This window comes from Corynebacterium jeikeium, from assembly GCA_003955985.1.
In the GTDB taxonomy this organism is placed as follows: Bacteria; Actinomycetota; Actinomycetes; order Mycobacteriales; family Mycobacteriaceae; genus Corynebacterium; species Corynebacterium jeikeium_D.
Window position 1 is genome coordinate 1681159 of the sequence record CP033784.1, and the last position, 13601, is coordinate 1694759.

General features: G+C 59.7%; 12 protein-coding genes. 7 read left to right on the forward strand and 5 right to left on the reverse strand.

What is annotated here, in order from left to right; all coding sequences use genetic code 11:
- Positions 1 to 76: 76 nt before the first annotated feature.
- Complete coding sequence (locus EGX79_07385; GenBank protein ID AYX82020.1) at positions 77 to 565, reverse strand: hypothetical protein; 489 nt, start codon at positions 563 to 565, stop codon at positions 77 to 79.
- Positions 566 to 771: 206 nt separating this feature from the next.
- Between EGX79_07385 and EGX79_07390 the strand changes: the two genes are divergently transcribed.
- Both EGX79_07390 and EGX79_07395 read left to right on the forward strand, forming a co-directional pair.
- A complete protein-coding gene (locus EGX79_07390; protein AYX82021.1) occupies positions 772 to 1362 on the forward strand; it encodes a GNAT family N-acetyltransferase in 591 nt (196 codons plus the stop codon).
- 70 nt (positions 1363 to 1432) lie between these two features.
- Complete coding sequence (locus EGX79_07395) at positions 1433 to 2017, forward strand: DUF3153 domain-containing protein (GenBank protein AYX82766.1); 585 nt, start codon at positions 1433 to 1435, stop codon at positions 2015 to 2017.
- 3 nt (positions 2018 to 2020) lie between these two features.
- Here the strand turns inward: EGX79_07395 and metF are convergent, their stop codons facing one another.
- A complete protein-coding gene (metF, locus tag EGX79_07400) occupies positions 2021 to 2995 on the reverse strand; it encodes a methylenetetrahydrofolate reductase [NAD(P)H] (GenBank protein ID AYX82022.1) in 975 nt (324 codons plus the stop codon).
- 78 nt (positions 2996 to 3073) lie between these two features.
- Here metF and EGX79_07405 point away from each other — a divergent pair, with 78 nt between their 5' ends.
- The 4 genes from EGX79_07405 to EGX79_07420 all read left to right on the forward strand — a co-directional run bounded on the left by EGX79_07405 (position 3074) and on the right by EGX79_07420 (position 8595).
- The gene (locus tag EGX79_07405) at positions 3074 to 4186 is read left to right on the forward strand and encodes a polyprenyl synthetase family protein (protein ID AYX82023.1); all 1113 of its coding nucleotides are present in this window, start codon (positions 3074 to 3076) and stop codon (positions 4184 to 4186) included.
- An 18-nt stretch (positions 4187 to 4204) separates the two neighbouring features.
- On the forward strand, positions 4205 to 5905 hold the full coding sequence (gene crtI, locus EGX79_07410; GenBank protein AYX82024.1) for a phytoene desaturase: 1701 nt from the start codon (positions 4205 to 4207) through the stop codon (positions 5903 to 5905).
- 86 nt (positions 5906 to 5991) lie between these two features.
- On the forward strand, positions 5992 to 7608 hold the full coding sequence (locus EGX79_07415; GenBank protein AYX82025.1) for an alpha-(1->6)-mannopyranosyltransferase A: 1617 nt from the start codon (positions 5992 to 5994) through the stop codon (positions 7606 to 7608).
- Between the two features lie 6 nt (positions 7609 to 7614).
- On the forward strand, positions 7615 to 8595 hold the full coding sequence (locus EGX79_07420) for a phytoene/squalene synthase family protein (protein ID AYX82767.1): 981 nt from the start codon (positions 7615 to 7617) through the stop codon (positions 8593 to 8595).
- A gap of 30 nt (positions 8596 to 8625) precedes the next feature.
- Here EGX79_07420 and EGX79_07425 read toward each other — a convergent pair whose 3' ends face one another.
- Positions 8626 to 9000 (reverse strand): DNA-binding protein, encoded by a 375-nt coding sequence (locus EGX79_07425; protein AYX82026.1) that lies wholly within the window; start codon positions 8998 to 9000, stop codon positions 8626 to 8628.
- Positions 9001 to 9079: 79 nt separating this feature from the next.
- Between EGX79_07425 and EGX79_07430 the strand changes: the two genes are divergently transcribed.
- Complete coding sequence (locus EGX79_07430) at positions 9080 to 11452, forward strand: PASTA domain-containing protein (protein ID AYX82027.1); 2373 nt, start codon at positions 9080 to 9082, stop codon at positions 11450 to 11452.
- Between the two features lie 71 nt (positions 11453 to 11523).
- Here the strand turns inward: EGX79_07430 and EGX79_07435 are convergent, their stop codons facing one another.
- Both EGX79_07435 and EGX79_07440 read right to left on the reverse strand, forming a co-directional pair.
- Positions 11524 to 12909: a 3-deoxy-7-phosphoheptulonate synthase class II gene (locus EGX79_07435; protein AYX82028.1), complete on the reverse strand. Its 1386-nt coding sequence runs from the start codon at positions 12907 to 12909 to the stop codon at positions 11524 to 11526.
- Between the two features lie 68 nt (positions 12910 to 12977).
- Complete coding sequence (locus EGX79_07440; GenBank protein ID AYX82029.1) at positions 12978 to 13469, reverse strand: polyadenylate-specific 3'-exoribonuclease AS; 492 nt, start codon at positions 13467 to 13469, stop codon at positions 12978 to 12980.
- Positions 13470 to 13601: the final 132 nt, after the last annotated feature.

Sequence of the window (13601 nt, forward strand, 5' to 3'; positions counted from 1 at the left end):
CACCTCTATTGTTCCATGAATCCGAACAATCCCCCATTTATTTAGGAAAGCAACGCTCTAACACGCCCCCACCGGCTTACGCAGCTGCGGGCAGAACACCCAGCTCAGCCCGGACAGCCCCCAAGAATGCACAACTTAAATCCCACAACTCCTGCGCCCGCCGAGAGTCAATGCGACGCGAAATACCCAACCGGACTTCCTCACGCAGCGCGGTGAACTGCTCAAACTTGGTGACCCAGCTATCAAATTCGGGCTGCTCTTTCTTTAAACGCAACCAGGCACTCTGTGTTGCCGAACGACGACGCTTAACTACCGAGCCCGAACGAGCGCCCGAGCCAGAACCCCCAGCCACCGACACATCGTCGCGATTCAACAGCGCGCCTGCGCAACGCAGCGCCGCACAGTAGGAAAGCTCCAACATCTCATCAGAGCTGGCATTCCGAGCATTCGCTAGCAGAGCCTCTGCCCGCCCCAGCAGCTCCAGCGATTGCCTTGAGACACCGACCGGGGCGACCGAACCCGACTGCGAAATCGCCCTAAACTCCACCACGTTCGACCTTGCCACCACCCTGCTTCTCCTTTCACACAGCATTCACATGAGCACGGATTTTCCGCTTCTCCTTAGCGGGATTGACTGCAATCTATCCCCAACCCCGGACTACGCCAGGCATACTTTCGCACAACTGTTCGACTCGATGTTATTGCAGTAATCTCACAACTAAGTTCGTCTAAGTCGCTAATCTGGTCACTGTGAAATACAGCGTGGTTCCGATGACAGCAGGAGACTTCAATCTCCGCCTGCAAGAAGCAGTGGCTCTCTACATCACCGCGATGCAGTACAACCCCGCGATCTTGCCCGGTCGTCTCCACGAATGGCAGAAGCAAACCACTCAACCCGGCTTCATGGCTGCTGCAGCCATAGCTCACCCCGAAGAGCTCTCCCCTGCCCACGCTCTCCGCGACCCGCGCTGCAGGTTGGTCGGCATCGGCTACTGCCGTACAGGATTGGACACGCACTGGTGGTATCGCCAGGTAAGAGATGGACTGCTCATGGACGGGCGCTCGCTACCGGACGTCGTCAAGCTCTTGGGCAACTACGCCGAACTGTCTGAGATTCACATTCACCCCAGCTTTCAGGGGCGGGGACTCGGTAAACGGTTGCTCCACGAGTTGGTCGATTCCCGCCCGGAGACGCGAGTTCTGTTGTCAACCCCGGAATACCCGAATGAGGCCAATAGGGCATGGCAGCTCTACCGCCAATTTGGTTTCAAGGATGTTTTAAGGAACTTTTATTTCACAGGGGACTCTCGTCCCTTCGCAGTTCTAGGAGTAGATCTTCCCCGTGACATCATCACCGAGTGAACCTTCCACACCACGTCGACGGCTTTCGCCTCTGCGCATTGCCACAGCAATGGCCGGAATTGCCGCCATCTTGCCGCTCAGCGGCTGCTTTGACGCACAGGCTGGCATTACCATTTCCGGCGACGACAGGGTCTCGGGCACAATTCACGTAACACCCACGGAGGAAGTCCGTTCCCAATTTGAGCAGTGGCAAGTACCGGAAGATCTCTCCGACCGCGTCTCGCAGGGAGTAATCGACTCCTCCACAGGAAAGATGGAAGTCTCGTTCAACGAGCTGCACTTCATTGAACTCACCGATACGCTCCGACAGCTTTCCGACGATCGCGTAGACATCGACCTAGACCGTACCGGTGGCGGCAAGATTTCGATGAACGGCCACATGGATTTGACTCACCTGCCCGGCGCGAAGGTTGATTTCGTCGTCGCGTTCCCGGAGCAGGTTACTGACTCCAATGGCCGCCAGACCGAACCGAACAAGGTGGAATGGCAGCTCGCCAGTGGCGAGAACCATAATGTATGGGCTTCGTCGCCGGCTGGATCCACCAAGCGGAATCAATTCCTATTATTTGCCGGTGTGACCACAGCCGCCGGTGTCCTAGCCTCAGTGCTAGGTGTCCTGTGGGCGCGAAGAGTTCGCGACATGCAGGACTTTTAGCAATTAAAAACCGCCGCGCAGCATATCCTGGCCGGTGCCCCATTCGGGCGCCATGCCGAGGTTGTGCAAAACTTCCTGGGAGGCGCGAGCGAAGTTCATAGTCATAAAGTGCAGCCCCGGCACGCCTTCGGCGATGAGCCGCTCTGCCATGTTGGTCGAAAACTCGATACCAATCTTGCGAATCTCATCTTTATTGGCCTGCTCGTCACCATCTGCTGCCTTAATCAGGCGTTCCTCCAAATCGGATGGCAACTGTGCCCCGGAGAGCTCAACCTGCCTGCGCACTGAGCGCAGCGATGTAATCGGCATCAGCCCCGGAATGATGGGCTTGGCACCGTGCACTGGGTCGGCTTCCACCAGGCGGTCTCGAAGGCGCAAGTAGTGCTCAATATCGAAGAACATCTGCGTAATCGAGTATTCGGCTCCCGCGCGCAGCTTGGCCAGCGTGTACTGCGTGTCATGGTCCAAATCCGGCGAGCGGTAATGTCCCTCCGGGAACGACGCAATGCCGATTTCAAATTTCTCGAACTCCGGCTCGGCCTTAATTAGCTCAATCAGTTCGCTGGCGTAGTGCAGACCGCCCTCGGTCTCCACCCAAGGGCCAAGCGGGTCTCCCGGCGGGTCACCACGCAGAACGAGCAGATTCGTCAGCCCCGCGCTGAGATAAGAGCGCAGGATTTCCCGCAGCTCGTCGACAGTGTGCTCTACCAATGTCAGGTGCACAAGCGTTGTAAGCGGCTGCCTCGAAACGCGCTGGGCGATTCGCAGGGTGCGGTCGCGGCTAGAACCACCGGCGCCGTAGGTCACGGATGCAAAGGAGGCACCAAGATCATGGAAAGCCTCAGCTGCTCGGAGAAGACGTTCCTCGGCCGCGTCGTCACGCGGGGGCATGAACTCGACCGAGAAGGGAATACTGCCCGCGCTCGGCATTGAAAGCGCCTGGCGGATTGTCACTTGGCGGCCTGGCGACAGTGGCATTGTTGAGGACATAGTCACTCATACTAAGCGGTGTCCTATTCTTGAGTCAGCATTACCCGTCATCGACGAGAGGCTCACATGAGCGAAGAACTGGATTTGGCCGCGCTACAGCCCCGCGAAGTACCAGCTACTGTTACCAAAACGCTGGAGAATTACCTCAAAAGCCGTGGCGACGATGTCGCGTCGGTCGATGCGGTGTACACCGAGGCCATAGATTCGCTCCACTCCTTCGTCCTCAATGGGGGCAAGCGCGTGCGTCCAGCCTTCGCCTGGCAGGGGTGGTTGGGGGCAGGCGGCCTCGAAGGCCGTTTCTCCCCAGCCGAGGATTCCCTGGCTGTGATGAACGCGGTGAGTGCCTTGGAACTCATTCAAGCCTGCGCACTCATTCATGACGACATCATCGATGACGCTGATACGCGCCGTGGCGCACCGACTATCCACAAGGTATTCGAGGCCAAGCACGAGGCCAATAGCTGGAATGGAGCCGCCGACCGCTTCGGTATTTCCGCCGCGATTCTCATTGGCGATGTCGCCCTGACCTGGGCTGATGACATGATGCACTCTTCAGGCCTCAGCTCGGAGGCGCTAACCCGCGCACTTGTCCCCTGGCGGGCGATGCGCACTGAAGTACTTGGCGGCCAACTGCTCGATATCACGGCCGAAGCCAGCCGGGACAGTCGCGTCGAGACCGCTGAGAAAATCAATCTGTTCAAGACCGCCGCCTACACCATCGAGCGGCCGCTCCACATTGGTGCTGCGATTGCCGGCGCCCCAGCGGAATTGGTTGAGGCCTACCGCAGCTTCGGCCGCGATATCGGTGTGGCATTCCAGCTCCGCGACGATCAGCTGGGTGTTTTCGGCGATCCCGAAGTCACGGGCAAGCCTGCCGGCGATGACCTCCGCGAGGGCAAGCGAACCGTACTGGTCGGCCAGGCTTTAAGCCTCTACCTCGATTCCGCACCTGAAAAGGCCCGCTTTATCGATGAACGCCTGGGAGCGGTCTCGTCTGCTGCAGATATTGATGAGCTACGAAATCTCATCGCTGATTCCGGCGCTGCCGATGCCGTCGAACGTGAAATTGACCGCCTGACCAGCCGCGCTTTCTCCACTATCGAGAATGCCGACCTGCCTGCAACGTCGCGCGAGAACCTCATTGCTATGGGCGTTCGCGCCACCGCTCGTCAGCATTAGACCAGGTGTTGCGTAGTCATGCCCGCTGCTTCCCCCACTCGTGCCCCCATTAATTCCCCGCGTCTGCGACGTGCGGTCACTCGTCCTCATAAGGGCTCCAAACCACGACTGACCATCATCGGCGCAGGCCTGTCCGGACTTACCGCCGCGCTCTACGCCATCGCCGATGGCTACGATGTCACCGTTGTCGAGCGGGGAAGTTTCGTCGGCGGACGCTGCGCCAGTGAACCCATCACAGTCGATATCGACGAGCAATCGCTCACCGCAGTCTTCGACACTGGCGCAACTGTATGGACCATGCCCTCGCTTGTCGACGATGCCCTCGCCGCCGTCGGCCTCTACGCGCGCGATATCGACCCGGGTTTTTCGGCCTCCCCAATCACGCCCACCTACCGTGCGGAATTTGCCACCCGCGGCGGACTCGACGTGTTTTCCAACGAAGACATGATGGCCGATGAACTCGCGCGCTTCGGTGCCTCTGACTCCACCGTCGCCGGTTACCGCAAACTTCGCACGTGGCTGCAAACTCTCTTCAATGCCTGCTTCGACAACTTCATGTCCCGCAGCTTTGACCGCGTTACGGACCTATTCACCGGGCCCGGCGCGCTTCGCGACCTCACTACGCTCCTCCGACTCGGTGCCTTCGGCGCCCTCGAACCTAAGATTCGTGCCTTCCTCGGAGATAATGATCTCGCTCGCGTTTTCAGCTTCCAGGCGCTTTACGCAGGTGTGCCTCCCGCTAAGGCCCGTGCGGTCTACGGCTGCATTTCCCACATGGATACCTCGATGGGGGTTTACTATCCGCACTCCCCCGCATTTGGTTCGGGTATAGGCGCCGTCAGCGAGTTGCTCGCCGAGGCCGTCCGTCGAGCTGGCGGAACCATCGACTTCGGCGTTGATGTCACTGGGCTGAAAGTTGACGAAGCAGGCTTTGTCTCCGCCATCACCACGGCAACTGGCGAGCGTCCCACCGATGCCGTCATCGCTACGACCGATTTACCTGTGGTGCAGAGCTGGCTTCACGACGCGGCTACCTCTGCCGCCGGTAGCTCATCGAAGCGGCGAGGCCTTCGGAGCGTCGTAAAGCGGACGGGAGCGCGACGGTTGTTCCCAGTTCGATTTTCTCCATCGGCGGTGGTGGCGCACGGGCTGATTCCGGTTTCGGAGACTGCGACGTGGCCGAAGCGGCATCACCTGATTTCGTTTGGCGAAAAGTGGAACGAAACCTTTGAGGAGATCTCGTCACCGCGTCATGGAAAGCTAATGTCGGACCCATCATTGCTGGTCACCCGGCCTGCGGTGAGCGCGCCGGAGCGTATTGTCACAGATGCGAACGGCGTGCAGTGGGAGCCCGTCAGTGTGCTCGCGCCGTGCCCCAACTTGCAGTCGGCCAATCTGATCTGGTCACGAATCGGTGGGGACTACGTTGCGAAAATAACCGCTGAGCTGGAGCGGCGCGGACTGACCGGGATTTCTACGAAGTGGCGAGTCGGTCGGATCGATACCCCTCAGCAGTGGCAAGAACGCGACATGGGCGTTGGCTCGCCGTTTGGGCTGGCGCATCTGTTCCGACAGACGGGGCCGTTCCGTCCCCGCAACTTCTCTCCGAAGATGCCAAAGAATCTGACGCTGGCGGGATCGACGACGGTGCCGGGGGTTGGCGTGCCGACGGTCATGATTTCGGGACGACTTGCGGCACAGCGGTTTGAAACGCCTTAGCTCATGAATGTCTCCCGGATGTCTGCCGGTGGTCACTGACCAACTAGGATTAATGCATCAGCAATGTATCGATTGTTTAGGTTGACATGAATTTATCGCGGAGTGCTCAGCTGGGTGTCTACGGTGGCATCCTCATTGCTCTGGGCTCCTACGGTTCCGGTGCGAATCGCTACCGTGGCGGCCTTGTCCACGCTCTGGGACTCGACTGGATCACCTACGGTCACGGTCAGATTTTCTGTGAGATTGTGATTTGGGTAGGTATCGCCCTGCTGCTTATCTCGTGGCTGCGCATCGGGCGGGAACTGCTGTTCTCGAAGGGGACCATCCGGGACATTGTGGCCGGTTCTGCCCATGATGGCGACGCAGCAGACGCTGCGGTTCCAGCGAACGCTGGCGGCGATGAGTCCACGTTGCGTCGGTTCAATTCAATCCTGATGGCCTGGGCAATTCCCCTCGCGCTGGCCGCACCGCTGTTCTCTCGCGATGTCTATTCGTATCTCATGCAGGGCGCGATGGTCCGCGATGGGTTTGATCCCTACACTGAGGGAGCTGCAGCCAATCCAGGGCCGATGCTGCTGGAAGTATCCGCAGATTGGCGGAATACCACCACCCCGTATGGCCCGCTGCATCTGGGAATTGGCGAGGTCATCACGCGGATTGTCGGCGACAACATCACCGTCGGCGTGATTCTCTACCGCATTGTGTGTCTGCTGGGCTTCGCCGCCATTGTCTGGTCGATCCCGCGAATCGCCCGGGAGCTTGGAGCAAATCCGGCTTTCGCACAGTGGCTCGGTGTGCTCAATCCACTGGTGCTACTGCATCTGATTGCGGGTATGCACAACGAGGCACTGATGGTCGGATTGGTCAGCCTGGCACTAGTCGCCGCACTGCACATGGAGCGCATGCGGGGTGGCCTGGTCGCTGCTGTCCTCATCGGAATTGGCGTCGCGCTGAAAGCCACCGCTGTCCTGGCGCTGCCCTTCGTCGTGTGGATTGTGTTGACCAGGCGCGAGCCCATCGCCACGGTTCAAGAGATGCTGCGCAAGATTCCGGCGATTGCCGGTGTGGGCATCGTGTTGGTCGCAGTTTGCGTCGGCACGCTTGCAGTGGTGACGTGGCTGACCGGCTCGAGCTGGGGCTGGATTTCCGAGATCAGTGGCAATACCAAGGTGATTAACCCCCTGGCAGCACCGTCAGCGGTCGCTGGTGTGATCTCGGGCGTCACGGCGTGGTTCAACGACGACATCGGTTTCAATGTCATCGTCAGCCACACACGCGTGGTCTCCTCCATCATCATGCTGGTGGGACTCGTGATCTCCTGGTTCTACTTCCGAGCCACCCCTCGTAACAATGTCGCTGGCATGATTGCCGCCTACGTGGTGGCCTGCGTATTTAATGCCGTGGCACTTCCCTGGTACTACGCCAGCTTATTGACTCCCATGGGAACGATTCGCCCGCCACGATGGGTGGTTCAAGGCACCGTGTTGTTCACATTCATCCTGTCGCTGTCCTTCGCCGGCGGCGGCAATCACCGCTTCTACGACGTGCCCTGGATGGTTATCATTACCGTTCTCGGCTGGCTGGCCGTCGGCTGGCTGACCACTGGAAAATTCAGCTGGAAGTACCCGTGGCGTGACGATAAAACCGCCGCAGACACGGATTCCACGGTGGCGCCCCTGTCGCGGTCGACCGAGGTCGCATAGTTGTCCATGCCCACCCCACAGCCTCTCTCGACCATCGCGCTGCCACAGTCCTACGAGCTCTGCCGCGATATTATGGCCTCCCACGGTCGCACGTATTCCCTGGCCACGCGACTATTGGCACCCCGCCAACAGCGTGCGGTGTGGTCTCTCTACGCCTGGGCACGCATCGTCGATGACTACGTCGACTGCCCCGCCGACGCCGACCGCTCCCCCACGCACATCGAAGCCACGGTCACACGTTTAAGCGAGCTTTTCCACTCAGCTGTCGTCATCGGTTCGCTTGACGACGTCCACCGCGACCGCGACCGTGCCGTCATCTCGGCGGCCGCACAGACTTTTCGCGACTACGACATCGATCCACAGCTCTCTGCGGACTTTGTTCACTCCATGTTGATGGACGTGCCCGACACATCGTGCCACATTGCGCATTTTGAAACATGGGAGCAACTCGACTCGTATATGTGGGGCTCCGCAGCAGTCATCGGCCTTGAGATGATGCCCATCCTAGGCACCCGCGCAGGGGTCTCCCGCGAGGAAGCCACTCCCTACGCAGAGCTCCTGGGAAAAGCCTTTCAGGTGACGAATTTCCTCCGCGACATCGCCGAGGATTTTCGCCGTGGCCGTATTTACCTACCACTGAATGAGTGGGAGGCCTTCGGAGTGGGTACCGAGGAGATCGGCTACTGTGCCGCCACGGGACAGACGACCCCGGCGGTACGTCAGGCATTGGCCTTCTTCATCGCTCGCAACCGCGCACTCTATGCCGAAGCCAGCAGCGGCGTGGACATGTTAGAGGTGCCAGGGCGTCAGGCTATCCGTGCCGCGGAGATTCTCTACTCAGACATTCTCGGCGAAATTGAGCGCATGAACTACAACGTCTTTGCGCAACGCGCTCAAGTGGGACGCGCTCGAAAAGCAAAAATCGCCCTCCCGCTGCTTTTCACAGCAGTGGCCGGGCGATTACGACAGGAGCTATCGCGGGCGTAGGACGGCGGGCGTAGGACGCCGTCCGGGTCTTTACAACGCCATAGCCTGTGCGCGGCGCATTACTTCGCGTGCAAGGTGACCGTGCAGGGCGTCCACCGGACGTCCAGGCAGAGATTCATCTTCGGTGAATAGCCACTCCAGCGTTTCTTCTCGCGTGTAGCCGCCGTCGGCAAGCAATGCGAGTGCGCCAGGTACAAAACGCGCGACCTCATCATCTTCAAAGAAGCGGGCGGGAATTTGTGCAATGCCGTCGCGGTGGACTGCAATAAGGCGACCCTCCTGCAGCAACGCGTGAATTCGGGTGACGGTGACGCCAATGAGGTCAGCGGCATCGGGCAGCGCAAGAGTGGGTTCGTCGGCGCTCAGGACATCGTGGCAAGTTGGAATCTTTCTCACACTGGTCACTTTAGCGCGTTGGCCTTGCAGTAGGTACGTCCCCATATACTTATTAGAAGCAACTGATTGGAACAGGGAAGGCTGGTTTATGTCGCAGCTTGTCGAGGGGCAGATTCTCGATGGTCGCTACCGCATCGGAGCCACCATCGCACACGGTGGCATGAGCACCGTGTACTGCGCCACCGATTTGCGGCTCGATCGCAGGGTGGCCGCAAAGGTCATGGATCCGCGTTTTGTCGACGACGAGTCTTTCCGCATCCGCTTCGAACGTGAGGCCCGCGCGGTCGCGCACCTCAATGACGAGTCGCTTGTCAACGTCTACGACCAGGGCACGGACCCGGCGGGGCATGTTTTCCTCATTATGGAATTCGTCGACGGTGGGACCCTCCGCGAACTGCTCCGTCAGCGCGGTCCGATGCCTCCGCATGCAGCTGCCGTCGTGATGCGCTCAGTTCTGCGCGCCCTATCGGTGGCGCATTCCCGCGGCATGGTGCACCGAGATATCAAGCCGGAAAATGTGCTGATTGCCTCGGACGGGCGAGTGAAGCTGGCGGACTTCGGTCTAGTGCGCGCGGCCGCTGATGCCAAGGTGACCTCTAACTCGGTCATCGTCGGCACCGTCGCTTATCTGGCTCCGGAGCAGGTCACGGGTGAATCCATCTCCCCTGCATCCGATGTGTATGCGGCGGGTATTTTGCTCTTTGAGCTGCTTACCGGCACCACGCCATTCATCGCCGATTCTTCGCTCGGCGTTGCCATGAAGCGATTGAACGAAGATGTCCCGCCACCCTCGGAGTTCATCGACGGCGTTCCCGAGGAGTTCGACGAGTTGGTCGCCCGCGCTTGTTCCCGCAGGCCGGAGGATCGGTTTGAGACGGCCGAGGAATTCGGTGACGCACTCGAAGACATTGCGGACAAACTCGCGCTGCCACCATTCCGCGTGCCGTCGCCCGTCAATTCAGCAGCCGCCAACGCTGCCGCCATGGAGGGGCTCACAGAGGACTTCCACCGACCGGGCAACGACCATTTCGATGACAGACACGGCACCGCAGAGACGGCACCCGAGCGCTTCGGTCACGACGGCTATGGCTTCTCGACGGACGCACCCGGTAGCCCCGTTTCTTCCCGACCACCGGGACCACCAAACGTTTTCGATGATTTCGACGACCCGGATGCGGGGCGGACACGCACTTTCGATCGCTATGACGAGTACAACCCCCCTGGCTGGGAATCCCCGGAGCCGTCTGGTGGAGCTCTCGTACCAGCCGACGTTCCAGGCGCTCCGGAATATCCGCTGCCGCCGGACACTCAGGGCCCACAGCACCCACAGCATCCGCAGCCGCGATCTGCTCAGACTCAGACGCCTAAGAGCCGTCGAGCTACCCGACAGCGGACGCGCCGTGGATGTGCATTGTGGCTGATTATCGCCCTGGTTGCCACGTTGGGCATGGGGCTTGGCGCGTGGTGGCTGGGCTCTGGCCGTTACGGCGAAGTGCCCTCTATCACTGGGCTGTCGCAACCACAGGCGATGACCGCAATCAGTGAGGCGGGCTTTGAACCGGTGGTTGATGAGCGCTACGACAACGATGTCGCAGTGTCCCAGATTATTGGCTCGGACCCCCTGGCTGGAGCGCGGGTTGTCCGCGGTGATGATGTTCGCGTGCTGGTCAGCCTCGGCCGCCCGACTGTGCCCGCATATCCCGCGAACCACTCAAAGGAAGTGTTCAGTGCTGCCCTAGCTAAGCGGACGTTGAAAGAAGAGGTCGGAGACCCCGTCTTTTCCGATGATGTCTCCACCGGCGGCTTGGTATATGCGGTTCCTGCTCCAGGACAGACCGTCGAAGTTGGCTCAGTTGTGACTGTGCATTACTCCAAGGGGCCAGCACCGGTGAAGGTGCCAAAAATCGTGGGGCTTCAAGAGGATGAAGCTCGTGAGCTGTTGAGCAAGGCCGGGCTGGAAGTCCGGGAGGTATCGGCGGAGTTCTCCTCCTCTGCTGAGCCGGAAGAGGTTCTTTCCGTGTCTCCTGAGGAAGGCACTGGCCTCGAACGCGGTAGTTCTGTGACGTTGACCATTAACAACGGCATCGAAGTGCCCAATGTCGTGGGCAAGTCGGAGGATACTGCTCGCCAAATTCTGCAGCGCGAGGGCATTGAGGTAAGCGAAGTAAAGGACGCGTCCTCCTCCTCGCGCGACTACGGCCGTGTCGACGCAGTCTCACCGAGTGCAGGTCGTTTGGTTAACCCCAATGATGCGACTGTCACGCTGACGGTGTCCAGAGCAGTGAAGGTTCCGCAGCTGCTGGGTAAAACTGTTGCGCAGGCACGTCGTGAAGCGGAGAAACAGCATCTTCAGCTCGACATCGACGTCTCTGCGAACGAGGAGGATCGCATCGTATTGCAGTCACCCCGACCGGGCGCCAAGGCCACGGCGGGCGACCGCATTTCGGTCAGCACTCTGTAAAAAGTGCAGCGCTCCACTGAACGCGGCGCTGCACCAGCTGGGCTAGTTGTACCTAGCTGAGCTGGTTGCAACTAGTTGCGCAGCATCTCGGCAACCAGGAAGGCCAGCTCCAGCGACTGCTGAGTGTTCAAACGCGGGTCACAGGCGGATGCGTAACGGCCTGGCAGGTCGACATCGGAAATGTCCTGCGCGCCACCGAGGCACTCAGTGACATCTTCGCCGGTCAGCTCCACGTGGATACCGCCCGGGTGTGAACCGATCGAGCGGTGCACCTCGAAGAAGCCCTGAACCTCGTCGACGATGCGGTCGAAGTGGCGGGTCTTGTACCCATTGGAGGCCGAGTAAGTGTTGCCATGCATCGGGTCGCACTGCCAAATGACCTTGTGACCAGAAGCTTCCACAGCCTCAACGATGGGAGGCAGCACGGAGCGAACCTTGTCATTGCCCAGACGCGAAGTCAGGGTCAGGCGACCAGGCTGGAAGAACGGGTCGAGCTTGTCGGCGTAAGTGACAGCCTCCTCCGGCGTGGTGGTCGGGCCAATCTTCACACCGACGGGGTTGCCAATCATGGCAGCCAGGTTGATGTGGAAATCCTCAATGCCACGGGTGCGCTCACCAATCCACAGCTGATGCGCGGAGAGGTTGAACAGCTCCTGGCTGCCATCGTTTTCAGAAAGGCGCAGCATAGCGCGCTCGTAGTCAACAACCAGCGCCTCATGCGAGCAGTAAATCTGCGCGGTCTGCAGGTTCGAGTCCGCAACACCACAGGCAGCCATGAACTGCAGTGCGTGATCAATCTCGCGTGCCAGGTCCTCGTAGCGGGCGCCAGCCGGCGAGTTGCTGACGAACTCACGGTTCCACTCGTGCAGACGGTGCAGGTCAGCGGTGCCCGAACCTGTCAGTGCACGTACCAGGTTCATCGCCGCGGAGGCATTGGCGTAGGCACGCACCATTCGAGCTGGGTCGTGAACTCGAGCTTCTTCGGTCGGCTCAACACCGTTGACCATGTCACCGCGGTAGCTGAGCAAACCGTCGCCGTCGATGTCCTTCGAGCGCGGCTTGGCGTACTGACCAGCGATACGAGCCATCTTCACGACCGGAGTGGATGCGCCGTAGGTCAGCACAACGGCCATCTGCAGCAAGGTCTTCACATTGGCGCGGATGTGCGGCTCAGTATTGGACTCAAAGGTCTCCGCACAATCACCGCCCTGCAACAGGAAGGCCTTACCATTAGCGACGTCGGCAAGCTCCTGACGAAGCTTGCGAACCTCAGGCGCGACCACAATTGGCGGCACCGATTCGAGAATGCGACGCACGTTTGCAGCGGCGCGGGCATCCCAGCTTGGCTGCTGTAGGGCTTGGCGGGATACGACATCAGCAAAGCGCTCAGCCATGTCTCCGGGAAGCGGTGGCAGATCGGGCAGGTCATCTACAGGGAGATCAATAGTCCAACTCACAGAAGTTCATTGTAGTGCCCCTGCCAGAAGGGTGTTAGTCAGGTCACCAAATATTCGAATTCCGTTGCTTAATCAAGCGGCAACTTCTGTGCAATCTTTTGAAACTTCAGCAGATTGTGCTGGGCATCTGCCAGCGCGTCGTGCTTACCTGCAGTCTGTTTCGGCAACCGTGGCTTGCCCGCCATCTCCCAGTACTGCTTGAGTTCACGGGTATAACGTGGCATGAACTGCGGCAGCTTGGTCATATCACCCCAAAGCTGCACCAACGCAATGTGATCGTAGGCGCCTACCCAAGCCCACAGCTCTGGGCTGCCCGTACCGGGTTCGATGAAAAATGCCAGCAGTTCCTCGCGGATCGTGTCCCGGTTCTTCCACAGCGGAGATGAGGGGTTGGGCAGCTGATTGAGCACGTTGGCCCGCACCCACGGGCCGGCCTTGCTCTCATTGAACTCGGTAGACACCGCGTAGTATTCGCGGCCGTCCTCAGCTACGACACCGATGGAGACAAGATCAATAGTCTTGCCGTCTTCAATAAACTCGGTGTCATAAAAATAACGCACGGTGTGGAATCCTCTCCAGCCTCGGCCTCGCGTCGGCTACCTCGCGACCAAAAGACCGTGGAGCCCTACCGAGCAAATCTTACCCATGCACCGAATCGCCATAGGAAGTGTGCAGCCCCACTGTCGCGAAAA